The organism is Paenibacillus sp. 2TAB23 (assembly GCF_052115165.1).
GTDB lineage: Bacteria > Bacillota > Bacilli > Paenibacillales > Paenibacillaceae > Pristimantibacillus.
This window is the reverse complement of sequence record NZ_JBFRGD010000021.1, coordinates 113,014-135,368: the sequence shown is the minus strand read 5'-3', so window position 1 is coordinate 135,368 and position 22,355 is coordinate 113,014. Positions and strand designations below refer to the sequence as shown.

Here is a 22,355-nt window from a genome sequence, read left to right as displayed (position 1 = left end):
GGGTGGAAGCACAGCAATGTGTGCAGCTGACGAATACTAATCGGTCGAGGGCTTATCCTAAACACGTTTACCGTGACCCATACATCCGGTAGACAGCAGCAAGAAGGTTCAGCAAACCTTATCTTTCGTATCCAGTTTTCAGGGCGCAATGCCTTGTTGTTCAACCGTGCCTCTTTTGCAGTTGAAGCTCTTGGAGACATTTCAACGCAAATATGCAATGTTCCCTGATAGCTCAGTTGGTAGAGCACTCGACTGTTAATCGAGTTGTCACAGGTTCGAGTCCTGTTCGGGGAGCCATTATGCTCTCATAGCTCAGTAGGTAGAGTGCATCCATGGTAAGGATGAGGTCACCGGTTCGAATCCGGTTGAGAGCTCCAGTACTCTTTCAACTTTGAGGACAAGTTTTCATTTATGCATGGCCCGTTGGTCAAGTGGTTAAGACACCTCCCTTTCACGGAGGTAACAGGGGTTCGAGTCCCCTACGGGTCACCAATTTCCTTTTTTACAAAAGGCGCCTATATACTTGGACGCTTAGCTCAGCTGGGAGAGCATCTGCCTTACAAGCAGAGGGTCGGCGGTTCGATCCCGTCAGCGTCCACCATATCGCTGTTGGGGATTAGCCAAGCGGTAAGGCAACGGACTTTGACTCCGTCATTCTCAGGTTCGATCCCTGAATCCCCAGCCACTTATACTATGAGTCATTAGCTCAGTTGGTAGAGCACCTGACTTTTAATCAGGGTGTCGTAGGTTCGAATCCTACATGACTCACCATTTTTTATCTCACGCGCGCGTATGGCGGAATTGGCAGACGCACTAGACTTAGGATCTAGCGGGCGACCGTGGGGGTTCAAGTCCCTCTACGCGCACCATCTTTAACACCCTTAATCGGGAAGCACTTTGTATGTCAACAAAGTAACGTAGGTGGAAGTCCTACACAACATGGTTTAGCAAGAACATAATGAAATATGCGCGTATGGCGGAATTGGCAGACGCACTAGACTTAGGATCTAGCGGGCGACCGTGGGGGTTCAAGTCCCTCTACGCGCACCATACCATGAGAAAACCCTTGGCGAACAAGGGTTTTTTGCTGTTTACATACTTGAATGGTTAAGCTTGTCTTTTCGCTTCATTTGTTCAATTGTAATATCTGCTTGTCATTGACTGAAATGAATTTTCTGAAATGAAACATGATATCCGTATGTTGTTCGCGACTCTCCCTATATCCCCAAGAAACAATGTCAGAAATTGAACCTAACGGTGCATTAAGCTAATCGTCCCCCGTAAGTTACACCCATCGTTTAAGCAATCTCCAACTCATCTCCAAACTCATCTATATCGGTCGTTTATCAAGACAATCGAATAAAATGACTGTCGTTAAATATCAATCAGCTTAAAGATTAAGGAAATGAACGATAAACCAATTGAATGATTCATGAGCAGGAACCGATAAGGGTTTATCTGTCTAGTTGCTGCTGCATGGGTAGAGCACTGAATAGCAATGAATAGCATTGGTTAACAGGATGCTAGCCTATTGTAATGATGAGTTTTGTTAGGTGAGAATTCTCTTCATTTTGTGCATCGAGCTGTCGATATAGTTCATTGGGACTATTTGGAATCTATGAAGATGAAGGAGACTAGAGCGATGCATCAAAAAATGAGGAACCACAAACTTAGAGCTTTTATTGTTTTGCTAATCATGATAATTGGAATTAGCCATATAGGAAGCCACGGTTTGCAGACTGCTGCTGCCCTTGGAAACAGGAGCATAATGGCCGCCGAACCATCAAACACGGCAATAAACGGAGCTGCAGCGGCAAAGAATCCAGCAAGCAGCAAAGCGGAACTGGAGTATTGGCGGTATACAGCGGAAGGTATGCTGTATGCACCGCTTGTTTTGCCCAATGGAAATCTTTTTACGGTGACTGCTAATGGATGGTTATCGGTGTTGGACGGGAAAGGCAAAGAAGTGAAGCGTGTGAACAGTTACAGCAAGTTGTCTGCTCCAGCTATAAATGGGAAAAACGAGATTTATATAGCAGGCACGGGCGCACGGCTGTTCAAATATGATATGGCGGCAAATGGAGGGCAGGCAGGTATTTTTTATTTCAAGAATAAAAAAGAACAGCTGCAGCCCTCCGGCGTGGTGACGGATGGAGAAGGTTATCCGTATTTTTCATACCAGCATGCGATCCTGTCGCTAAGCAGTACAGGTGAGAAGCAGGCAGCTTTATTGCCTGACGGCGTCACGGTAAAGGAGCTCGCTGCAGGTAAGAGCGGCGTGTACGCCCTAGGCAGCAACGGCACGCTTTACGCAGTGCGTGGCGGAGCGGTAGTATGGGAGGCGGCATTGGAACAGCCGCTGCTTGGGGCTAAGCTTGCCGCCGACCGGGTTGGCGGCGGCGTGCTGCTGCTTGCGGGCAAAGCGGTCGCTGCGTATGAGGAGGACGGCAAAGTCCGATTCACGCGCGAGCTTGCGGCTGCGCCCGCAGGCGGCTGGACATCCCCGGTGCTTCTGCCGGGGGATGCAGGAGCTGTCGTTGCCGCAGAGCTTAGCGGCAACGGCATTGCTGCGTTCCGCCTCGCAGACGGGGCGGAACTATGGCGCATCAGCGCCGCCGGGGCAGGGGGCTACGGCCCCGCGGCGCTGGCGCCGGATGCTGCCGCCGGCATCGTGCTGGCCGGCGGCCGATCCGGCGCTGTGTACGCGATCGACGGCTCCGCCAAGTCGATCTTGTACACTTACGGCGGGCACGCCGCGGTTCCCGCGAGCAGCGTGGCGCCGATGGGTGCCGGACGCTTCGCGTATGCGTCCGGGAGCAAGCTCATCGCGGCGGGGCCTGTCCGGCCCGTCGCGGTTACCTACGCAGCGGCGACGCTGAAGCTGCCGCTGGATACGAGGCTCCTGCTCACGGACAAGCTGAAGCTGTCCGATCCCGTCGCCCTCGGCTTCCGCTCAGATAATGCGGCGATTGTCCGCATTACGGATAAAGGCGTTGTGACCCCAATGGCGGCGGGCTCAGCAAACCTATATGTCGACGTCATAACGAGCGGATACAAAGGCCAGCTCAAGCTTCCTGTTCAGGTTGCTGCTTCGGCCTCCAAGCTGAAGGTAAAGCGTGAGGCGAAGAAGGTCAGTGTATCTGGCAAGTCCTATACAGTTCAAACGGTGGTTATTCCTAAGGGAGTTCCAATGACGGCAGGTCTAGCAAGCCGCAAGGTTGGCATTGTTCAGCCGCTAGTGTCGATTGCAAAAGCCTACAACGCGGACGCTGCGATCAATGGCACCTACTTCGAGGCTTACGGAGGCATCCCGGAGCCGTACGGCACGATCATTACAGACGGCAACGTGGAGCATATCGGCAATACGGGCACCGCAATCGGTTTTACATGGGACGGCACCGTCATGATGGATTCGCTTCGCGTTAAAGTGCTAGGAGGCACGGACGGTTCATTTGCCTTCCCGAATAATTGGTATGTTTACTTCATTAATCGTACCCCGTCGGCTGGTGCTTCCTCAGCTATTATGTTTACGCCGAAGCGAGGAGCAAAGGTTGGCTTTGCTTTAGGCACGGCAATAACAGTGAGTAAGGGGAAAGTGACAAAGATTAGCAAGAAAGAGAACGTCAGCATTCCAGCGGATGGGTACGTACTTGTTTTTATAGGCTCAGAAGAAAAGCTGGCGGAACGCTTCAAGGTCGGCACGGTCGTAGACTATAAGCTTGAGATGACTAATCTATCAAGAACGCCAATTGCCTGGTCACGCGTGCATACGGCAGTTGGAGCAGGCCCTAGGCTGGTGAAAGACGGGAAGCTGGCGATCAACCCTGCGGGAGAAGGCTTCAGCAGCTCCAAAATTTTAACAGACTCTGCAGCGCGAAGCGGTATTCTCGTTAGAAAAGATGGAACTGTCGTCCTGGCGACCGTGTCTCAATCAACTATAAAGCAATGGGGACAAATCATGCTGCAGCTTGGCGCTGTGCAGGCGATGAACTTGGACGGCGGCGCATCCTCAGGTATGTATGCCCAAGGCAAGCTCATTACGACGCCTGGCAGGCTGATTAGCAACGGTCTCGTTTTCGGAACAAAGTTGAAGTGGTAAAAGAGCAGTATGAACCGTCCTCGTGTTGAGGACGGTTTTATTTTTTGAAAAGGTTCATAATCTATAGAAGTATAATCTGTCACAGAGTTAACCATTGACTTTTGACGTGAGAAACATTATCATTAAAACGTCAATGATAATCGTTATCAATTTTCGTTTGAAGAAACGGAATCCATATACTTATACTTATTTTTACATTCAGAAGATGTCTGCCGCGGCAGCAGAAGGAGCGTGCATGTCCAATGATTCGTCTAACGACTTCGGGTCTTGATATTGGTTATGATGATCGTCTTATCGTCAAGAATTTGAACATTGCTATACCACAAGGGAAAATTACGGCGCTGGTTGGAGCCAACGGCTCTGGCAAATCGACGATTTTGAAAACGATGGCCCGTATTATGAATCCATCCCAAGGCAGTGTGCTTCTGGACGGCAAATCGATTCATAAGCAATCAACGAAGGAAGTAGCGAAGCAGCTGGCCATTTTGCCGCAGAATCCTACCGCACCAGATGGACTGACAGTAGCCGAGCTTGTATCCTACGGACGTTTTCCTTATCAGAAGGGTTTTGGCTCGATGAGCAAGGAAGACCGTAGTATCGTACAATGGGCAATCGAAGCGACTGGCATGACTGATTTCGCAGACCGACCAGTTGACCATTTATCAGGCGGTCAGCGTCAGCGCGCTTGGATCGCGATGTCCTTGGCACAGGAAACAGATATCCTGTTTCTGGATGAGCCAACAACTTTCCTTGATATGGCGCATCAGCTCGAGGTACTACATTTGCTTCAAAAGCTTAACGCAACGAACAACCGTACAGTTGTCATGGTTGTACATGATCTAAACCATGCAACGCGTTATGCGCACCATATGATTGCTATAAAGACAGGTGTTGTTGTTGGCGAGGGATCACCAGCTGAAGTTATGACGCCTGATATTATGCGCGAAGTATTCAATATTGAAGCAGATATCGTTCCGGATCCGCGCACAGGCGTTCCGCTTTGCTTGCCTTATGCGCTTGCTGGACAACCGGCTGCCGACAAAGTAGCGGTTAAGAGAAGTGCGGAGCAAGAGAAGACGCTGACAGCTGCAGGAGCTTAGTCAGGATTACTTAGAATCAGATGTGTAATGCCTTTAGAGGCTTAATTGATTTGGCTTTGCAATTGAAGAGGCTGCTCCCGAGCGATTCTTGCTATTGGGAACAGTCTTTTTTGTATGGAGAATGAACAAATCGCCTTATCGGTTTATGTCATTATAAGAAGCAAGGCGCAAGGAGCAAGGAGCATAAAGCAAGAAGTAAGGATTAGAAGTAAGAGGCAGGAGGCAGGGAGCAATGAGAAAGGAGTAAGAAACAAGAAAAAAGAAACTATATAAGTTGAAATGATGAATGAGCTGCGCAGGCGGAGAGAAAAAAGTCGTTCTGGAGACATGCAATGTTCGCTTTTGCAGACCAAATGATAACTATATATGAAGTATCGAATCAAAACCATTTGGCTGCAGCGGCGACCGGAAAAATGACTTTATTCACGCAGCGTTAACGGCATACTCATGTTTAGCTCATCTTATATAGAAGTAAGAAGTAAGAAGTAAAAAGTAAGAAGTAAAAAGTAAGAAGTAAGAAGTAAGAAGTAAGAAGTAAAAAGTAAGAAGAAAGAAGAAAGAAGAAAGAAGAAAGAAGTAAGAAGTAAGTAGTAAGAATCAACAAGTAAGAATTARGAAGAAAGAATTAAGAAGTAAGAAGTAAAAAGTAAAAGTAAAAGTAAAAAGTAGTGGGTGTGATAAGAAGCAACAACTAAGGATCAACAACTAAGTTAGGGTGTAAGACAATTACAGGAAGATTACCGTCATACTCTTCTGATTATAAATATTCAGGTCAGCAATGCAGGAGTATATATGTTTTAAAGAATCATTTGTCATACTGGTTCCGCAATTGCATATGTTTTAAAGGATACAGCAAGCTAAGAAAAAACCAAATTCCCGCGTCATTATTAGCTTTTCTGGCTTTGAGGATATGCGCAATAAGAGCTTTTAAAAAAAGATTAAAACTTTTTTGTAAAAACAGTTGCTTTTTGTTTTCAGGGGTGATATATTATTACTTGTCGCCGCGATGTTAAACATCACGAACGACGAACGAAAGTAACGTGCGGAAGTGGCTCAGCGGTAGAGCATCGCCTTGCCAAGGCGAGGGTCGCGGGTTCGATTCCCGTCTTCCGCTCCATAATTTGTGCGGCCTTAGCTCAGCTGGATAGAGCGTTTGACTACGAATCAAAAGGCCAGGAGTTCGAATCTCTTAGGCCGCGCCATTTTCTCAACATTAGACGCAATTCATTTACACTTCGGGACGTAGCTCAGCTTGGTAGAGCACCTGGTTTGGGACCAGGGGGTCGCATGTTCAAATCGTGTCGTCCCGACCATATTCATTTATTTGCGGGTGTAGTTCAATGGTAGAACTTTAGCCTTCCAAGCTAATAGCGTGGGTTCGATTCCCATCACCCGCTCCAACTATTTAAACCCGAAAGCCTTGCGCAGCAAGGCTTTTTTTGTTGTCTTCATTCGACATGGCTTCACTACATTAGCTCCTTGGTGTCCGTTTGGTGTCCAAGCTGATTTTTTGGGTTAAGTACATCAAACAAATCTGCACTACCTCGACTGACAGTTGTTTTATCGCGCTGCATATAAATATCTGTAGTGGTGGCCAGTTTAGAGTGGCGCAACTGCTCTTGGATCGTTTTCAAGTCAGCTCCGTACTCACGAAGCAGCATAGCAGTTGTGTGGCGTAAATCATGAAGTCTGATGTGTGGTAGCTCATGCTTGCTTAAGAAACGCCGCCAAGTTAGTGAAGGGGTGTTTGGATAATATTTCTCACCGTTCCCACCATGGAAGAGATATAGCTTGTCGCCGCCTTTCCAGTCCTCCGGATCATATCCCATTTTGTTTTTCATCCATTCGCGCTTGTACGTTTTTAGCTCATCCATATACCAACGAGGCATAGGGACAAATGCTTCTGATTCCTCAGTCTTTAATTCAGCTTCTACAGATCTTCCTTCTTCATCGAACGATATCTGCTTCTCTACATAGATACCGCCATTCTCCATATCGACAGCCGGCCATTCAACGCCGAGCATCTCGCCGCGTCTGAAGCCTCCAAGCAGCACTCCAAGAAAATATAGCTTCCATACTGTAGGAGCGGTGTATAGCTCTGCAATGACGTTTGCGATTTCATCCTTCGTGTATGACTTCTTACGAGACTTTAATTCCTTCTTCTCTTTCTTATCAGCTTTAGGGCGGGAAACACCTTCGATTGGATTCTTAGCGATTAGTCTCCACTCATGAGCGTGGTCGAGAATCGATTTTAAGGCCTTGTAGATGTTGAGCAGTGTATTTGTGCTTAGCGGCTTATTACGCTTGTCCTTACGGGCTTCAGGGCTTCTTAATCCAGTCATGAATGTGACGATGTGCATGGTTGTAATCTTATCCAACTGGTAACGGCCAAAAGCAGGTATTAAGTGAGTGTTGATGTAAGCCATATAGATTTTACGTGTATATTCACCTAAGTTCTGATCGGCGTAGTTCTTCTTCCAATCGAGAACAAAAGCTTCGAATCCTTTTGCACCAGGCTTCACCCAGTCGCCGCCTTTAACTTGCTCTTCGAATTTAGCTGCTGCAAGCTCAAGCTCGCCTTTACGCGGCTTATGATCGAGTGTAATGGTTGTTGTCTCGCGCAGCCGTTTGCCGTTTGCATCATAGCCTAACTCTGCTATGAGCCTATAAGAGTTTTCTCCTCTTTGTTTCCAGTTTGCCACAGATTTTATACCTCCATTTTGTGATGTTTGATACATTGCTGGCAAGCTCGACACTGAGACTTGCCAGCGAGAACAGTTTCATATAACGGATAGTGTTACGATATTCGTTTCTTGATCTTAGGTTCTTCTTTCGTGCTTTCAAACCATTCAAGGAATGCGGGGCGAGAAACGAGTGTTCGGCCACCAACCTTGGAGCTATGAAACTTCCTAGAGTTGACCAAATTATAGGCTTGTACCCGCCAATGCCTAAGAACTTTTGAATATCGCTGACAGAGAGAACGGGAGGTAGTAATTCCTCATTCTTAGTTAATTGAATTTGATTCTTTTTAATTGGCATGGAGATTAGGGGCTCTTTAGTGCTCTCCGGTTCGGCTTCATATTTAATGCGAATTGTTATATCGCATTTTAATTTTGCAAGTCCTCTAAGTACAGGGACTAGCCAGGCTTCTATATCGGTGGTTCCCGTTTTCTCGTTGTATTTGAAGTCCATTGTGGGTCCCCCCTGGATTATTAATGCTCATAGCTGCGGATATAGTGATTCTCCATATTAGAAATCTCACTTCTCAATTTTGGAGAGACAGGCATTCTAACCTTCTGAATCGGAATGTTTGGATTAGGCGTTGGTTACTGATGGTCCCTTATCATTATTGTTTTTGTGCAAAAAGTCCTTCAATGTAAGCTAATATTATTTTTCTTTCCTCATTGGTTATTAATCTATTCCGAAATGTTATTTCAGGCTCCAGTGTGAGTAGATTGTTTAAATCAGTCCAATATGGTTCGTCTTCACCAACAACATCAACACTCCTTCTATATCTCTCGTCGTTCAATTGTTCTAAATATTTATCATCACCTAGGATTTCTTCTCCTTCAATGTACCCCGCAGCTTGCAATAGTTCAGCGTAATATATACCCAAAACTCTAGAAAGCTTTATTAAAACCTCGCTTGAGGGGTAATTTGCTTTTTTTCCGTTTTCAATTTGGGATAAATAAGCATGAGATATTTCGGCTTCATTGGATACATCTTTCAAAGTCAATTCTTTTTTCTTTCTGATCGATTTCAAATATTCTCCAAATTCTACTAGGTCCATCATTAAATGACACATCCCTTCTAAACATAAATTATACATAAAAGTTCACTGTAGTTACAAATTTATTTTACTAGGTATTGAAAGAGTTACATTGATATGATAATGTAACTACAGATACATTATATTTAACTGAGTAACAAAAGAGAGGAGGCACGAAATCATTGAAAATAAAATTGAAAGATATTGCTCTGTTTGAGGAAAAGCTTATTCGAAAAGGTTTTTCAAAAAAAGCATTTGCTGAGGCAGCGAGTATTGGACAGGTCACAGCATTACAAATTTGCAATGGTGACAGATCACCTTCGCCGAGAATTGCGAAACGCATTACGGATACGCTCGAATGTTCGTTTGATGAAATATTCGAGATCGTCCGAGCAAAAGCAAACGCAAAGTAACCTGAAATTAAAGAGATTCCCCGCACCAAGCACAATAAACAAGCCGCAGGCTACCCAGCTGCCAATGCACACATACAAGTGAAAGAGAGGTGATGACGATGAGTAGCACAGCAGAGTTCATAGAAGTAATTAAATCGGAAGTATCAGAAGATGTGTTCACTCGAATTTGGAGTAAGGCTGAGCCACTAATTGAAAAGCGGCTGTTTAACAACTCTTTTAACCTCAAGGGCGCAGCTAAATACGTGGGAGCAAGCGAAGACTTCATGCGCATACTTTGCCGGAAAAAGAGGATTAGATTTTATAAAGTGGGCAACGAGTACCGACTGAGGCAATCCGTTCTAGATGATTGGATGCACGCCCAGGAGCAAGACAACTATTGCGAAACTGAGTAACGTATGCGTGTAAGTGGGATAAGCGAATGCAGGCAATCATCATTAATCTATTATTCAATAAGAGTCGCGGGGAATTCCCGCAAGATCCTGTTAATTTAAACGGTGGTAGCAATGGAAGAGATTACTGAGGGTAGTATCCCGCTGTCGCTAGAAGCCTTGCCCGAATTTGGTCTCAGCGGAGCCCTACGCAGCATCAATTACTGGTCAAAAATCTAATTAGAAAGGGCGAATGAAATGAACCAACTGGAATTGACAGCAGCTAAGCACCGAATAGATTTAATGCAGCGCCACTTTCCGAAAGGCATAACCCCTGATATTATCCGTCTGCTTAATGATGTGGAGGAGCTGCTCAAACAAGCTTATATCGCTGGTAAGCAAGCTGCAGAACAGGAGTCAACAGAGAGCTGGAGCAATCAAAGCTGCATCGGGTATGTGCTTCATGCCGCTAAACGAATCTCTTTGTCGGACGTCGATATTCAGCGTTTAGCTAGAGCCATGCATACTGCGCACGATACGCTTACATTGGAAGAAGCATCCGAGTACTATGTTAAGTCACCTTACTAGGGGAATGGTCGAATTACTTATTAGATCGTCACGTTTCTGAGGAAGGAGGTTGATTCAATGGCATATGTAAATGAAGAACAGGAGAGCGTTGCGGTATTTGATAAAATCTCGAATTGCTGGGATGTTTATAGCTGCGTGCAGAAGCAAGTGACGAAGCTGTATAAGATCGCCACTCCATATTGGGAGGAGAAAGCTGACGGTCGCGTCATAGCAGCAAAGTGGAAGTTGAACGGCAATCAGGTCAGATTCGCAATGGAGAGCGTAGCAAAAATGAGTGAAGAACAAAAAGAAGCCTCTAGGCAACGGATGCTTGATATGCACGCTAAACGTGCATCAAACGTCAGCGAATAGGGAGTGAAAATGATAATAACCTCGGGAGGTAAACCATGCATATGCAAATAACACAAATTTCGGCTCCGGATACAACACCACTTCAAATGGACGAGCACGAAACAGCCCTAATTCATTATCTTCGCTCGTTAAGCTGGGAGATCGTATTGGAAGCTGGTGACGGAATGTTGGAGCAGTCACGTGAGAGTGAGCTGATTGCGTTCAGAGAATGTAAGCGAGGAAACACTGCAAGCTCGCGTGGGTTTGAAGAAAGGGCCCAGCAAGTAAGGAAGCTGGCTGAATTGGTTGGAGCGGCAAACGCTGATTATCGGGCAAATATAGCTGATGGGAATTTGAATGAAGTCACTGAAAACGAAAAAATCACTACTGCAGTATCCTTGGCGGGGTCGCAGAAGTGATTTCATGAGTAGACCAGAAGGCCTGTTGGCATTTATTCTACTTCATCCTTCTCAAAAATGCAACGGCCTTCTGGATCCAAACTAGAAGGGTTGTGCGCTTCAGTGGAAAATAGCAATGAATTATCGAACTTATTGCATGAAGATTCGTGCGGAGAAGACCTTTTGTGGATCAGGAAATTGAATCGATTCTTCCAGGACATGCTTCAACAGATGAAAGCCAAAGCGGAGTGCCTTCAGGAGAGAGGAATCATTAAGGAATCAATTCGAGACGCGATTAAAGATTTTGCCTCGTCTATTATCCAGCATTTCAATTCAAGAGGTGAATTAGTTAGAGTTTCTGCTTCTTTCCCTGTAGATTCCCCTGATGAAAAGATTGAATTGTATTTTAGATTTGAAAGTGCTTTGAGACTAGATTTTTATATTAGTGAATGAGTTTCATTTTTCTGAACTGTTAGGAAAAATAGCTCAATGGAAAGGGAGTGGGGCTTTGAAGAAACGGCAGCGAAAGAAAAATGAGCGTCATCCTGGTTATATGGGAATTCTCCTAACAAACAGAGTTACCGGTGTTATGCAGTTGGGACAATGTCGCGCTAAGAGTCCAAGAGCATTCAGACGATTGTTCGATAATGCTCAACGGTTACTGGATCGTAACAAGGATTTAGAAATGAGTGGAGGCTGGACAAAGAATCGGCGGTGAGGTGATATGACTGAAAAGAAAAGAAACTTTTTCACTTTACCAAACAACATCTTTGAAGTGGGCTTAACGCCATTTCAACTTGCGGTTTATTCATATATCAGTAGATGCGGTAATAATTCCGAGGCGGCTTTCCCTAGTTTCTCAAAAATAGCTGAGAAAACTAATATGGGTGAACGGAAGGCAAAAGATGTTGTAAAGGAATTAGTAGCTTTAGGGCTTCTGATTAAACAGAGGCGGCAGAGCGAAAAAGGCAATCAAAGTAATCTGTATAAAGTTGTAGGGCCAACGGAGAGAGGGGGCATATCTGAACCCTCTGAGGGGCACGGTCGTACCCCTCAAAATGCTTCTGGTAGTGCATCAGATGCACTTACCCTAGTGCATGACATGCACAAGGGTGGTGCACCACATGCACAGTATAAAGAACTAGGTATAAATAACAAGAAAGATAAAGAAAATAATACATCGCATTCACATGCGACGTCACACTTTTTAAAAAGCTATGATTCAAATATCAAAGAAGAAATAGAAGACACTATTATATTCTACTATGCAATGTATAGGGATCGTTTAGAGAAAAACCATCCGAAGTTAAAGCATGATCAGCTTATGAGGATATACGAATAGTTTTCGGAAAACATATACGCCTATGGTGATATGGAGGACATGATCGAAGAGTTCTTCAATACAGTTAAACAAACTGATTTTAATATTAATCATTTCTGTACAGATGGAATGATACGTGTACTGATTGATAGAGTCAGATAAAAGATGGTCTGAATAGGACAGGTAAGAAAGAAGGAGCTCATTGCGACATTAATGATCATACGATAAATGAGCTGCTATCCATGAAATAATTAAATCGCAAAGGAGATGATACTTTGGCAAGGAAGGATTCAAAAACCTATCTCTTCAGCTTTAAAGGCGATGAACTGCTGATTGAAACAGACAGGACGAAACCTCAGGCGTTAGAAGCCTTATTAAGGCTTATTCTGCGGGAGTGGAACAAAACCAGCCCCGATAAGCTGGATGCCTTTGTAGAGCGGATTAACGATCATCATAAGCGTATCAAGGAAAAGCTGCAGCCTCGCGAGCCCGAACCGGAAATGGAGATTTTGGATTTCAATTTTTGGGAATCTATGATGCAGCGGATTCGAGAGCCTTAACTTTGCAGGAAGGAGGATGCATGTAAATGGCACAAAAAGTTGCTATGACGATTCTATTTGACCGCTACAGGTTGTTCAACCACCTAATTGATGGCGGCGACGAAACGAACTTTGACCAGCGGGCAACCTTGATAGACGCGATAGACAAAGTCGTGAAAGACATGCCTAAAGTGGAGGCCGAAATCATTAAGCAACGGTATCTCACGCCAGAAAGTGCTTACTTGAAAGATTATCAAGTATTCGAAGCGCTGGGCTTAACACGGGCTGCTTATGTGAATTTTCGAAACGATGCTTTTGAGAAGATAGCAGCGGCTTTGTGATTTGCGAAATATGAATCAATAACCCAAAGAGAAAAGGATGATCAAATATGACAGTTATCAACATGGTTAAGAGCGATGCAGGGGAAGCAATGCACCTGTTCGAGGTAATGCAGAAGCATGGAGTTAAGTGCAGTTTGGAAATGAAACATGGAAACGCCGATCCTATGGTTTCAATTGCTTCAGCTGCTGTACAAACCGAGTATGTCGAAGGCAGTGATGGTGATACGGTTGTTGTTAGCTTGAATGATGTTAACCTTGCATTCCCACTAGGTGAGTATTCTTACTCAAAATTCATAAGCGATATCCAGATTGATATTGCTATCGCATCAGAGATTCATACGGCATGGTTCAGCAGCGCGGAGATGTCACCGGAAGCGATCGAAGCGGCAAAGATATACGATTCCACAGGCGGAGAGTTTGACGATAAAGAGGTTTGGTTGGATGCAGCGGACGAAACAACATTCGACGATCAGCTCCACGCCTTGAAGCTTTACATGGAAGCCGGTCAGATTATCAAAAGCACCCAAACAATCGGCGGAGGCAATCAAATCTTGACGGTCGGTTATGAGGCAACAGTAAACGCGCCTGTGGGCTTCCGACTGGACGGGCGTGAACAAGCTCTAATCAGTTTCATACGTGGGCTGTCGTTTGATGACATACTGGATGCGACGAATTCTCTGTTTAGCAAAGCTGACCATACGCAATTGGAGGCTATCCAGTGGGAAGACGCAGCCGACCGCGTCAGGGCGAAAGGATTCCGTGAACGTGCTGGAAATCTCAGAGAACTTGCGGAGCTGCTGGGGCTTGCCAACACCGACTACTGCGCCCATATCTTAGCTACAGAGAGCGAGACAAACGATGCAGGCAAGTAATAGCACCGCCGCTCTAGAACGCCCGCACAGCGACACAGCGGAGTTGGAGCGTAACAGCCAGCAGCAAGCCTCCATGCTTCGGAGGATAGAGCATGAGCGGCGTACGGGCTCCAAGTGTATCAAACACCTAAGCAATTTGATTGACCAACTAGACTGCTTAAAGCGCGAGCGGCGTAAGCTGCTGCTTGGCAAGCTATTAACCCTCCACTAGTTATAGGTGTTTTCTATTAAGGTGGTGAAGTAGTGCGAATTTTTTCAATAAGAGAGCCGCCCGAGGAACGGATAGTCTCAAACCTCAAATTATGAAAAGGCAGGTAATACACATGACAAAGAAATATAACCAGGTAGTTACAAACTCGAAAAATCAGTCTGATTTTGAAACAATCAGAACGCCACATAACAGCCATGTCATTGATAGCGCCATCCGAAATGGAAAAACGGTTGGCGAAGCTGCAATTGAAATCGTTAAGGCGGGGCTTCACCTTTCACCTGAAGAAATTGAACAAAAATCTGTTGAAGCCATCGTCGCTTACGCTAATGAATATGCAGCTCAACGAGATCCATATGTCGCTGCGAGAATGAAAAGCGAAGGCCTTATTCCGGACAATTCAAGTACTGGTGATGAAGACGTTGATATTATCGTTGCGGAAATCCAGTCGATAATGAATAGCCGCAAGTAACATTGGAGCCCGGCGCGTTCCTGTGAGTCTCTTAAATTAACAGAAGAAAAGGTGTTTCATTTGTTCGGAGCTGAACAAATTAACACCTACAGCGTTATGTCAGAACGTCCGCTGCATGATATCGTGGACTGTTTCAAATTGGACTATCCAAGGCGTAAGGTAGCTTCCGCAGTAGAACAAGACGGTCTATATGTAATTCGATACAGCGAGCCGCTTAAAACCCAAAAGTAAGTCAATCATACAAAAGGAATGGTGAAAGTAAATGAAAAAGCAAATTGAAGCAATGAATCAGGCAAAAGAAAAGCTCGAGGTGCGCATTAGCGACCTTAATACAGGAATTAAGAAAAAAGCTAACGAAAAGGCTACCGCAGAGGCGCTTTACCGCGAAATGCTTCTGGAAGATTCCAGCGGAGAGAAGACTCATTCGACAACTGAATTGAGCAAGGTCAAGCAGCGCGCAGAAGCCTTGGAACTAGAAATTCAGGTCGATTCAGATCAACTGCAAGTATTGGAAGCCGGTAAGGAGGGAGCGGTCCAAAAGTCCCTGCCGGATATTGAAGCAGCGCGCACAAGAGCGTTGGAAGGTATTAAGGTCGAGCTTGATAAAATTGAGGAGGAAGCCCGCGAATTACGCGCCAAGCTCACTCTTAAAGTCATGGAAGCAAATGTTCCTTTAAAGAAAGCGCAGGAGTTGCTTCAGGATCTGAAAGGAGCAGAGTACATGGCCGGTGTTCCATGGGATCGTCAAACAACTGATGTTGGTGTCCCTACAAAACCAAAACTCTATACCATCGTGCCAATTGGTATGGGTCAGGGAACGAAGACATACGACGAATCATGCATTATGCCCGCTGAGGATGAATTAACTAAAGCTTATGCACGCGGAGAAGTTCCAGCGTGGGTTCAGCATTACGCTAATACGGGCAAGCTGGTTACGGATGAAGAAGCAAGGAAGCATGCCGAGAAACGGAGCAACCCGACAGAAGGCAAGGGCTTCGTAGACCGTCTGCTTAACAGGTAAGCAAGCATTTTATTTGTTAAATAAGAACTAATTACGAGCTGTATCCCATTATAGGGATGCAGCTTTTTTATATATTTATTTTGAAAGACTACGTTAAGACCGCGTCTTATAGCATCTAACAAAGACGAATGAATGCCTATTAAGAATTTTTAACTCCAAATATTGACTACCAATGTCTTCTGTATCTTGCAAATCAGCAATTCAGAAGTTTTTACTATAAACAATAGTTAAATAACTCATTTGGAAACAATTGACTAATTTAATAGTGATGTGGTACTCTATTAAAGCGGCAAAATACAACATTTGGGGTAATCGGATATATAAGGTTACTTTATGTGTATTTTATTAGCATATCATAAATTATATTGAAGAGGATGGTTAACTTAATGAAGAACAAAGTTATGAAAATTATTGGTGCAACTGCATTATCTATTTCACTTATATCGGGAGTATCTAGCGCTGTTTCGGTAAATTCTTCTAATACAGTTTCGGCAGCGGGTAATTTTGAAATTACTCCTTTTGCAATAGTGGATACATTCACTATGAATTTACTAGGTAATGAAGCGGACCCTGATGCTCCGTTTAATGTAACAATTGGTGCTCCAAATATTAAACTGTATGCAAAAAATACAGGGACAACATCTTATAGAGTTGAAGTAAAACACAATACTAAGGATAGGGTCATCTTTAATCAAACTATTCCAGCAAATAGTCAAGCATATGAATTTATTAATAATGACAGCAATCCACTCGTGCCTTCAGGAGCTTATACAGTGACTATTTACGGTGGAGCAGGTCTGCCAAAAGGACAAGTTGTACTTAAAAGTTCTGACACTCCGTGGTAATAAAAGGTAAATAAAAGCGATATGAACTTGCAATGCAGATACAACAAGTGTTGTATCTGCATTGTTTTTTTTATTTTTAACGCAACAGCGTCCATGACTGCGTATTGAATTAGACCTATTGGAAGGATTTTATGATTATGACTGATGAAAAAAAGAGTCAAAAAATATTTATATATGCTGCTTAACTTAAATGTAAGCTAAGCAATTATTTAGATTTCCCCTTCTAAACTGAAGAAGTATAAGTGAAAATAATAAGCTGGATTTAGAAACAGAATATTTTTTTGATCTATTAGCGTGAAGGAATATGTCCAAGGAAAATCAATAGAAGAACAGGTTTAGTTCTTCTATATAAATATGGAAGTAGTAGAATTTGAATGGAATAAATGGTTCATGATGAACATTTATATGTGTAGCATTGCATGTTATATTAAGTCTACTCATGAAAGAAGGGGAAAAAATGAATAAAAAGTTATCTGGAAAAAAGCTAATCTATTTGGATGGTATTAGGGGGCTCGCGGCATGTGCCGTGGTTATTTCGCACTACATACAGGTATTTTATCCAGCTGCACTAAATGGAAATTCGCAACAAGCTCATTTTCGATGGGATATTTGGTACGGTCATTCTCCAATTAATTTATTTTATAATGGACAATTTGCCGTTTGCTTATTTTTTGTGCTTAGTGGCTATGTGCTTAGTGTCAAATTGTTTGAAAAAGAGCTTGATAGTGAAACCTACCAAAAGCTGCTGCATTCCAGCGCCATACGAAGGTACATTCGTCTTGTCGTCCCTGCTGCGATATCCGTCTTGCTAGTGTATCTAGCTATTATCACTAATGCCTTTCATCTCCATGAAATATGGGGAACAACACTGACGGATATGAAAAAGAACTACTACGCTTTAGATACAAACATATACACCGTTATTAAGGCTGCAATTTTTGATCCGTTTTTCCGTTTTGAAGCACATCCCTACAATCCGGTCCTTTGGACAATGGGATATGAGCTATTAGGTTCTTTTTTAATTTTCGGTTTTCTTGCTCTATTTGGACGAGTGAAACAAAGATGGATTGTGTATGTGGTCTTATCTATTGCGTTTATTCAAACTTATTTTGTCGCTTTTTTGTGGGGAATGCTGCTTGCCGATTTGCTCAAGCACAAATGGATACACAGCAAAATAACAGCAGTAACTGTGCTTTTAATCGGAATTTACTTAGGTTCCGCGCCTTACACTTCATTGATGGGGACTATGTACGAACCTATAGAAATGTGGACAAAGAATATCAATGTATGGTTTCAATTTAAAATTGATCCACGACTGCTTGCACGAACACTAGGTTCTGCTATGATTTTGTTTGCTATGCTTCGTTTGAAAGTGCTACAGCAGGTGTTTGGATGGAAGCCGTTCGCATATTTAGGACAGATTTCATTTTCTCTTTACCTCATTCATTTTACTTTCCTAAATACGTTTTCTGCATTCCTGTTTAGTAAAGTAATTCATCACTTTAGTTATAATCTCGCCTATGCAATTACTTTCGTCGTCTCCATGGTGCCCTTATTTATTTTGTCGCATTACTATATGAAATATATCGATCAAGGTGCACTAAAACTAGCTCGAAGAGTTGAAATAATGATGACCGCACTACACAAAAAACGCGAAGTTAAAAGCAATAAATGGAGCGCCGAAGTTTAAAGTATCTTTTTAATGGGGTGAATTTAATTTCGAGTAGATTATTTCGCATCCCATTAGCAATAGCAGCTCAATTGAACGTGATAATTACTACGAAAAATGATGCTGAATTTTAACGGATGTACAAAAAAATATAGGCATCATCAGTGGTCCGGGCAATTATGGGTCCCTCTGGGCTTTCAAACGACTGCGGGTACGCGTGAGCCCGATTTCCTGCTAGATTTTATTTTAAGAATTCACTTTCGCTTTCGCTTAGTAGACTTGATGGTTGAAAACATGAAAAATACGCTACATCTAAAAGTATTGAATTTCATATCTTGAGTAATCAGGTTAAAGCGAAACTGATGAAACTCAGATTGTGAAAGCACAAGTGGATTTTTATATTGTATAGACCAATAAAAGAAACAGCGTCTGCTAGGGACGTGAAACTAAGTCCTTACAGCCGCTGCTTTATTCCACTATCGTTACCCGTTAGTTTAATGAAGATTGGGTTGAATATCCCCGAATTGACTTGGGCGGACCAAGAGCCGAATGGCCCGAAGTTTGAATATGGTGTTAGGTGATGTTGCTGGCATCTTTAAATCTACTGTAAATTCCATTCGTGATCCCTAGGTCCCTTCACGAATAGTGGATACGCCATCAAATTGTAAATTCTTTAAGTCAAAATCTTTAATCCAAAAATAAACTTTTCCAGTATCATCCCAGTCCATATTAGTACTGTCTTCCGAATCTATTTGTAGTAGGAGCCTCCAACCCTCGCCCTTATATTCACCTTGAACTGGATCATGATATCCATAAAGTCTATTCATTCCTACATGGAATTCCGAAGTATGGCCTTCTATATATTTATTTGAGAAATTTTCCAGGAATACTCTCCAGTACTTTTCTTCATCATTTCCTGATAACCTAAGCAATTCATGTACTTCAAAAGAATCCGAACTGGGAACAGTCCATTCAAGTTTTGGTATAACTCTCGCACTTGAAAACTGCAATTCTTCCGATAGTTCTTTAGGAGGTAGTGTTCTTACTAGGTTTTTTATATCTCCGTCGTAGAATAAAACTTTTGAGGTCTCAGGGTTATTATCAAAATCGGCTTCTTCATACATCGCTTCGGGATTTGCTGTATAAAAAAAATAAATGATACCTTTAGTTGGATGAATATCGTTATCTGTCTGAATGTTAGGCATTTCTTGCAAATTGATCTGCGCAATGAATGACATAGGGTACTCTTTCCAACACGGCCATTCAATATTTGCAGGCAAATCTGGTTGGCCCCCTAATTTTGTTTGACCAATTTCTAATTTTTTCTCTGACTCTCTTTCCGTTATTAAACGGATAGATGGCTTGATCATTCTTTGAAAGGTTTCCGAATAGTCTTCTAGTCCTGCTTCTTGAAACATAGATAAAATGTCTGCCTTTGCATCCATTACTGAGCTCATCCCATCATTTTCATTATTATTTGTGTATTTCTTGCCACATCCAGATAACATCAAAATAAATATTAATAGAAAGATTTGTATACGTTTCAATTAGTTGCTCCTTAAATTTTTGATTTATATTGTCCGTTACAGCAATTTCACCTAACGTCTTTTTTACGAATTACGCAAATTCTCCTTACTTGAAGTATTCGCGAAGTGATTAGGCTATCCTGCCCGTTAGCTCAACGAGGCTGCCGATTTATGCCGGCAGCCTCGTCCTAGTGGTTTCCCGTTAGCGCAATAAGATTTTGCTAACAAGCATTTTGTCTATTATATAGATAATTGCCAATACGTGAATAAAAGTAAACTCCAGTAATAGATCTCTATTTTTTCAGCTACATCAAGACTTAACTAACGATTTCTATTTCAAACCGACCACAATCAGTCCTTCTGAGGGTAAATCTACTGTTTGGTACTGTTCAAATATCCTATAATTACCTTCTAGGTCCACTATCCCAGGCTGTCCTTTATAAATAACACATCCATGTCCATCCATAAATCTTGAAGCTTTATCAAAAATAGGCTCAATAACATAATCACCATTAACATCAATAAATCCCCATTTTTCTTTTTCTAACACTGGAGCTAGCCCACTACGAAAGTCGTTAACGTTCTTAAACTTGTTAGGAATTATCTCATTTCCAACTACATCGATAAATCCATATTTTTTCCCTCTAAAAAATGCTGCTCTCCCATTTGAAAAGTTTCCAATAAATTTGTATTTTGGCGTCAAAACAACTTCTCCATTAGAATTAATACAACCATGTTTATAAGATTCATTAATAATTACTGCAAGACCTTCAGAAAATGATTGTGCATTTTCCCATTGTGGATCAATAACAATGTTTCCAAGAACATCAATATAACCATGCTTATTTCCTATCTTCACAACTGATAATCCTTCAAAAAAAGCATCTAAGCGGTCATAAATAATCGGGATACATACACTTTCATTAGCATTAATTGCGCCAAATTTACCCGAAATTTCAACAGTTGCTAGTCCATCAGCTGTGAATCTTGAAAATCCATCATATAGATATGGTATAATAAGCTCCCCCGAGTAGTTAATAAATCCAAGTTTACCTCCATCTTCTTTTCTCACAGCTGCATAACCGTAAAAATAATCAGTTGCCCAATCATATTTGTCGGTTCTTATCTCCAGGTTTTCTCTTGTTAAAAACTTATATCCAATTTTTTCGATAATTAATGCATAACCTTCAGCAAAACGATTAATGTCTTCAAAGTTCTCCTTACTAACCAATAAACCATTCAAATTAGAAATTCCATATCTCATTTCCATTATTTATTAGTCCCCCAGTAATCTTTGAAAAAAGTAGTATATTCTTGGTGATCACGTTTATTCAAAACTACATAATTACTATAATTATTACTTCCACCAAATTCTAACGGAATAATATGATGAATATCATAACCATCCCATGAGCTCCCCAACATGCCACATATTAGAACTATGCTGCCGGCACCATTAACATTTAATCTACAAATAACTAACAGCAACCATTGTGTCACTGTTTTCTTGTTCGGTTTCGATTATCCTAAAATTATATATCCATACAATTCACCAGCCGTTCGGCTTCCAGTGGAAAACCGAACGAAACAAGCCGATCGTAGATCACTCGAATAACTTCGTAATCATCCATACCTTGGACCTGACAGTCACGGATAAAGCCGAATAATCCTGCTTGCTCCGCGCTCTCTATATAGGCGTTCATCTTTTCAACTTCCCGGTATGGAATTTCCTTCATATGCCAAGGGTGAGGTGCCTGTTTTTTCAGACTATCGACTGCAGTTCCGTGAGACGCAATACCTAGCCCATCAAAAGTAGTTACGAACAGTTCTTTCAATCTTGCTTGCCGCACCTCTTGCAAATAGGAATAACCATCAAGGATATGCTGAAATCCGAATCGTTTTATAGCCAATTCCCTGACTTCGTTTTTCTGTAAATCCCACATTTTTTTGTCGAAATATTCGTAGGATTCCGCATCCTCTTCCTTGGGTTTCAAATACTCTAGGTAATCTTCTTCCGATTCAAATCTGTTCAACAGCAAACCTTCATGATTCGAAAAATGAAGTGCAAAAAAATCCTTAATATTGTTGGCAACTACCCTTGCACAATTCCCAAAATCCATAGGGTCGACGCAAATGATAGGCGCCACGTTTAAATCCGTCACCAGACCGAAATCCGTCAGAAAGGAAAAATGAATGCCGCCCATGCCCGTACCCGCAAACATGATTGCGTCAGCTGGAGAGCTTTGATATCCACCATTTTCATTCGGATCGAATTTCAGAAAATAGCCTGTAGGAGTCTCTAAATATGGAACTTGCTGTTTAATCTCCTTCTCCCATGTCATTATCTCATCTAATAAAGGTGGTATTTTGTAGGAATGTACCATTACACGCTCTTCTCCTTCAACCTGTCATATCTGTTATTTATAGTATATCTCATAAAAAAACAGCTTAATAGCACTCAGATTAATACCATATT

Annotated in this window: 24 protein-coding genes and 12 tRNA genes; 29 read left to right on the top strand and 7 right to left on the bottom strand. The window is 42.6% G+C overall.

The genetic code is table 11. The features are described 5' to 3' along the window. Nucleotides 1-221: 221 nt before the first annotated feature. The 14 genes from AB4Z29_RS25085 to AB4Z29_RS25020 all read left to right on the top strand — a co-directional run bounded on the left by AB4Z29_RS25085 (nt 222) and on the right by AB4Z29_RS25020 (nt 6,599). Nucleotides 222-297, top strand: a tRNA-Asn gene (locus AB4Z29_RS25085). Between the two features lie 4 nt (nt 298-301). Then, nucleotides 302-377, top strand: a tRNA-Thr gene (locus AB4Z29_RS25080). Nucleotides 378-417: 40 nt separating this feature from the next. Beyond that, nucleotides 418-492: transfer RNA gene (locus AB4Z29_RS25075), tRNA-Glu, on the top strand. A 33-nt stretch (nt 493-525) separates the two neighbouring features. Continuing rightward, nucleotides 526-601 (top strand) — tRNA-Val (locus AB4Z29_RS25070). A gap of 9 nt (nt 602-610) precedes the next feature. Continuing rightward, nucleotides 611-685, top strand: a tRNA-Gln gene (locus AB4Z29_RS25065). Between the two features lie 10 nt (nt 686-695). Then, a tRNA-Lys gene (locus AB4Z29_RS25060) sits at nt 696-771 on the top strand. A gap of 15 nt (nt 772-786) precedes the next feature. Continuing rightward, nucleotides 787-869, top strand: a tRNA-Leu gene (locus tag AB4Z29_RS25055). Between the two features lie 98 nt (nt 870-967). Beyond that, nucleotides 968-1,050: transfer RNA gene (locus tag AB4Z29_RS25050), tRNA-Leu, on the top strand. 718 nt (nt 1,051-1,768) lie between these two features. Further along, entirely contained in the window at nt 1,769-4,099 is a 2,331-nt protein-coding gene (locus tag AB4Z29_RS25045) for a phosphodiester glycosidase family protein (protein ID WP_441945711.1), read from the top strand. A 242-nt stretch (nt 4,100-4,341) separates the two neighbouring features. Next, complete coding sequence (locus AB4Z29_RS25040) at nt 4,342-5,199, top strand: ABC transporter ATP-binding protein (RefSeq protein WP_441945710.1); 858 nt, start codon at nt 4,342-4,344, stop codon at nt 5,197-5,199. Between the two features lie 1,042 nt (nt 5,200-6,241). Then, a tRNA-Gly gene (locus AB4Z29_RS25035) sits at nt 6,242-6,316 on the top strand. Between the two features lie 8 nt (nt 6,317-6,324). Next, nucleotides 6,325-6,401: transfer RNA gene (locus tag AB4Z29_RS25030), tRNA-Arg, on the top strand. Nucleotides 6,402-6,435: 34 nt separating this feature from the next. Further along, nucleotides 6,436-6,512: transfer RNA gene (locus tag AB4Z29_RS25025), tRNA-Pro, on the top strand. Between the two features lie 13 nt (nt 6,513-6,525). After that, nucleotides 6,526-6,599, top strand: a tRNA-Gly gene (locus AB4Z29_RS25020). Between the two features lie 66 nt (nt 6,600-6,665). Here AB4Z29_RS25020 and AB4Z29_RS25015 read toward each other — a convergent pair. The 3 genes from AB4Z29_RS25015 to AB4Z29_RS25005 form a co-directional block, all read right to left on the bottom strand. After that, nucleotides 6,666-7,901: a tyrosine-type recombinase/integrase gene (locus tag AB4Z29_RS25015; RefSeq protein ID WP_441945709.1), complete on the bottom strand. Its 1,236-nt coding sequence runs from the start codon at nt 7,899-7,901 to the stop codon at nt 6,666-6,668. Then, the gene (locus AB4Z29_RS25010; RefSeq protein WP_441945708.1) at nt 7,864-8,391 is read right to left on the bottom strand and encodes a hypothetical protein; all 528 of its coding nucleotides are present in this window, start codon (nt 8,389-8,391) and stop codon (nt 7,864-7,866) included. The genes AB4Z29_RS25015 and AB4Z29_RS25010 overlap by 38 nt, the downstream gene beginning before the upstream one ends. Nucleotides 8,392-8,545: 154 nt before the next feature. Beyond that, on the bottom strand, nt 8,546-8,992 hold the full coding sequence (locus AB4Z29_RS25005) for a helix-turn-helix domain-containing protein (protein WP_441945707.1): 447 nt from the start codon (nt 8,990-8,992) through the stop codon (nt 8,546-8,548). A gap of 158 nt (nt 8,993-9,150) precedes the next feature. Between AB4Z29_RS25005 and AB4Z29_RS25000 the strand changes: the two genes are divergently transcribed. From AB4Z29_RS25000 to AB4Z29_RS24930, 15 genes are all read left to right on the top strand, one after another. Next, the gene (locus tag AB4Z29_RS25000) at nt 9,151-9,381 is read left to right on the top strand and encodes a helix-turn-helix domain-containing protein (RefSeq protein ID WP_441945706.1); all 231 of its coding nucleotides are present in this window, start codon (nt 9,151-9,153) and stop codon (nt 9,379-9,381) included. 98 nt (nt 9,382-9,479) lie between these two features. After that, entirely contained in the window at nt 9,480-9,773 is a 294-nt protein-coding gene (locus AB4Z29_RS24995) for an excisionase family DNA-binding protein (protein WP_441945705.1), read from the top strand. A gap of 234 nt (nt 9,774-10,007) precedes the next feature. Then, entirely contained in the window at nt 10,008-10,337 is a 330-nt protein-coding gene (locus tag AB4Z29_RS24990) for a hypothetical protein (protein ID WP_441945704.1), read from the top strand. Between the two features lie 57 nt (nt 10,338-10,394). Next, nucleotides 10,395-10,688, top strand: coding sequence for a hypothetical protein (locus AB4Z29_RS24985; RefSeq protein ID WP_441945703.1), 294 nt, complete (start codon nt 10,395-10,397; stop codon nt 10,686-10,688). A 35-nt stretch (nt 10,689-10,723) separates the two neighbouring features. Beyond that, on the top strand, nt 10,724-11,086 hold the full coding sequence (locus tag AB4Z29_RS24980; RefSeq protein ID WP_441945702.1) for a hypothetical protein: 363 nt from the start codon (nt 10,724-10,726) through the stop codon (nt 11,084-11,086). Between the two features lie 210 nt (nt 11,087-11,296). After that, on the top strand, nt 11,297-11,518 hold the full coding sequence (locus tag AB4Z29_RS24975) for a hypothetical protein (RefSeq protein WP_441945701.1): 222 nt from the start codon (nt 11,297-11,299) through the stop codon (nt 11,516-11,518). Nucleotides 11,519-11,789: 271 nt separating this feature from the next. Then, nucleotides 11,790-12,407, top strand: a complete 618-nt coding sequence (locus tag AB4Z29_RS24970) for a helix-turn-helix domain-containing protein (RefSeq protein WP_441945700.1) — start codon at nt 11,790-11,792, stop codon at nt 12,405-12,407. Between the two features lie 254 nt (nt 12,408-12,661). Beyond that, nucleotides 12,662-12,946 (top strand): hypothetical protein, encoded by a 285-nt coding sequence (locus AB4Z29_RS24965; RefSeq protein ID WP_441945699.1) that lies wholly within the window; start codon nt 12,662-12,664, stop codon nt 12,944-12,946. Nucleotides 12,947-12,972: 26 nt separating this feature from the next. Then, nucleotides 12,973-13,266, top strand: a complete 294-nt coding sequence (locus AB4Z29_RS24960) for a hypothetical protein (RefSeq protein WP_441945698.1) — start codon at nt 12,973-12,975, stop codon at nt 13,264-13,266. 47 nt (nt 13,267-13,313) lie between these two features. Then, a complete protein-coding gene (locus tag AB4Z29_RS24955; protein WP_441945697.1) occupies nt 13,314-14,138 on the top strand; it encodes a hypothetical protein in 825 nt (274 codons plus the stop codon). Then, entirely contained in the window at nt 14,125-14,349 is a 225-nt protein-coding gene (locus tag AB4Z29_RS24950; RefSeq protein WP_441945696.1) for a hypothetical protein, read from the top strand. Before AB4Z29_RS24955 ends, AB4Z29_RS24950 begins: the two co-directional genes overlap by 14 nt. Nucleotides 14,350-14,461: 112 nt before the next feature. Next, a complete protein-coding gene (locus AB4Z29_RS24945; protein ID WP_441945695.1) occupies nt 14,462-14,818 on the top strand; it encodes a hypothetical protein in 357 nt (118 codons plus the stop codon). 262 nt (nt 14,819-15,080) lie between these two features. Then, on the top strand, nt 15,081-15,839 hold the full coding sequence (locus AB4Z29_RS24940) for a hypothetical protein (protein WP_441945694.1): 759 nt from the start codon (nt 15,081-15,083) through the stop codon (nt 15,837-15,839). A gap of 386 nt (nt 15,840-16,225) precedes the next feature. Next, on the top strand, nt 16,226-16,684 hold the full coding sequence (locus tag AB4Z29_RS24935) for a hypothetical protein (RefSeq protein ID WP_441945693.1): 459 nt from the start codon (nt 16,226-16,228) through the stop codon (nt 16,682-16,684). A 457-nt stretch (nt 16,685-17,141) separates the two neighbouring features. Beyond that, a complete protein-coding gene (locus AB4Z29_RS24930; protein WP_441945692.1) occupies nt 17,142-18,374 on the top strand; it encodes an acyltransferase family protein in 1,233 nt (410 codons plus the stop codon). A gap of 605 nt (nt 18,375-18,979) precedes the next feature. On the opposite strand, the gene AB4Z29_RS24925 is transcribed toward AB4Z29_RS24930, so the two are convergent. The 4 genes from AB4Z29_RS24925 to AB4Z29_RS24910 all read right to left on the bottom strand — a co-directional run bounded on the left by AB4Z29_RS24925 (nt 18,980) and on the right by AB4Z29_RS24910 (nt 22,263). Next, the gene (locus tag AB4Z29_RS24925; RefSeq protein WP_441945691.1) at nt 18,980-19,900 is read right to left on the bottom strand and encodes a YwqG family protein; all 921 of its coding nucleotides are present in this window, start codon (nt 19,898-19,900) and stop codon (nt 18,980-18,982) included. A gap of 310 nt (nt 19,901-20,210) precedes the next feature. Continuing rightward, nucleotides 20,211-21,149 (bottom strand): WG repeat-containing protein, encoded by a 939-nt coding sequence (locus AB4Z29_RS24920; protein ID WP_441945690.1) that lies wholly within the window; start codon nt 21,147-21,149, stop codon nt 20,211-20,213. Next, complete coding sequence (locus tag AB4Z29_RS24915) at nt 21,149-21,304, bottom strand: HNH endonuclease signature motif containing protein (RefSeq protein ID WP_441945714.1); 156 nt, start codon at nt 21,302-21,304, stop codon at nt 21,149-21,151. The genes AB4Z29_RS24920 and AB4Z29_RS24915 overlap by 1 nt, the downstream gene beginning before the upstream one ends. Nucleotides 21,305-21,411: 107 nt before the next feature. Next, nucleotides 21,412-22,263 (bottom strand): hypothetical protein, encoded by an 852-nt coding sequence (locus AB4Z29_RS24910; RefSeq protein ID WP_441945689.1) that lies wholly within the window; start codon nt 22,261-22,263, stop codon nt 21,412-21,414. Nucleotides 22,264-22,355 lie beyond the last annotated feature (92 nt).

Excerpts from the sequence above, each read along its gene's own strand:
- AB4Z29_RS24930 (WP_441945692.1), top strand. The coding sequence starts at position 17,142 with ATGAATAAAAAGTTATCTGGAAAAAAGCTAATCTATTTGGATGGTATT.
- AB4Z29_RS24970 (WP_441945700.1), top strand. The coding sequence starts at position 11,790 with ATGACTGAAAAGAAAAGAAACTTTTTCACTTTACCAAACAACATCTTT.
- AB4Z29_RS24945 (WP_441945695.1), top strand. The coding sequence starts at position 14,462 with ATGACAAAGAAATATAACCAGGTAGTTACAAACTCGAAAAATCAGTCT.
- AB4Z29_RS24975 (WP_441945701.1), top strand. The coding sequence starts at position 11,297 with ATGAAAGCCAAAGCGGAGTGCCTTCAGGAGAGAGGAATCATTAAGGAA.
- AB4Z29_RS24935 (WP_441945693.1), top strand. The coding sequence starts at position 16,226 with ATGAAGAACAAAGTTATGAAAATTATTGGTGCAACTGCATTATCTATT.
- AB4Z29_RS24995 (WP_441945705.1), top strand. The coding sequence starts at position 9,480 with ATGAGTAGCACAGCAGAGTTCATAGAAGTAATTAAATCGGAAGTATCA.
- AB4Z29_RS25010 (WP_441945708.1), bottom strand. The coding sequence starts at position 8,391 with ATGGACTTCAAATACAACGAGAAAACGGGAACCACCGATATAGAAGCC.
- AB4Z29_RS25005 (WP_441945707.1), bottom strand. The coding sequence starts at position 8,992 with ATGATGGACCTAGTAGAATTTGGAGAATATTTGAAATCGATCAGAAAG.
- AB4Z29_RS24940 (WP_441945694.1), top strand. The coding sequence starts at position 15,081 with ATGAAAAAGCAAATTGAAGCAATGAATCAGGCAAAAGAAAAGCTCGAG.
- AB4Z29_RS24955 (WP_441945697.1), top strand. The coding sequence starts at position 13,314 with ATGACAGTTATCAACATGGTTAAGAGCGATGCAGGGGAAGCAATGCAC.
- AB4Z29_RS24920 (WP_441945690.1), bottom strand. The coding sequence starts at position 21,149 with ATGGAAATGAGATATGGAATTTCTAATTTGAATGGTTTATTGGTTAGT.
- AB4Z29_RS24910 (WP_441945689.1), bottom strand. The coding sequence starts at position 22,263 with ATGGTACATTCCTACAAAATACCACCTTTATTAGATGAGATAATGACA.
- AB4Z29_RS24960 (WP_441945698.1), top strand. The coding sequence starts at position 12,973 with ATGGCACAAAAAGTTGCTATGACGATTCTATTTGACCGCTACAGGTTG.
- AB4Z29_RS24990 (WP_441945704.1), top strand. The coding sequence starts at position 10,008 with ATGAACCAACTGGAATTGACAGCAGCTAAGCACCGAATAGATTTAATG.
- AB4Z29_RS25040 (WP_441945710.1), top strand. The coding sequence starts at position 4,342 with ATGATTCGTCTAACGACTTCGGGTCTTGATATTGGTTATGATGATCGT.
- AB4Z29_RS24950 (WP_441945696.1), top strand. The coding sequence starts at position 14,125 with ATGCAGGCAAGTAATAGCACCGCCGCTCTAGAACGCCCGCACAGCGAC.
- AB4Z29_RS24915 (WP_441945714.1), bottom strand. The coding sequence starts at position 21,304 with ATGTTGGGGAGCTCATGGGATGGTTATGATATTCATCATATTATTCCG.
- AB4Z29_RS24985 (WP_441945703.1), top strand. The coding sequence starts at position 10,395 with ATGGCATATGTAAATGAAGAACAGGAGAGCGTTGCGGTATTTGATAAA.
- AB4Z29_RS24980 (WP_441945702.1), top strand. The coding sequence starts at position 10,724 with ATGCATATGCAAATAACACAAATTTCGGCTCCGGATACAACACCACTT.
- AB4Z29_RS25045 (WP_441945711.1), top strand. The coding sequence starts at position 1,769 with ATGGCCGCCGAACCATCAAACACGGCAATAAACGGAGCTGCAGCGGCA.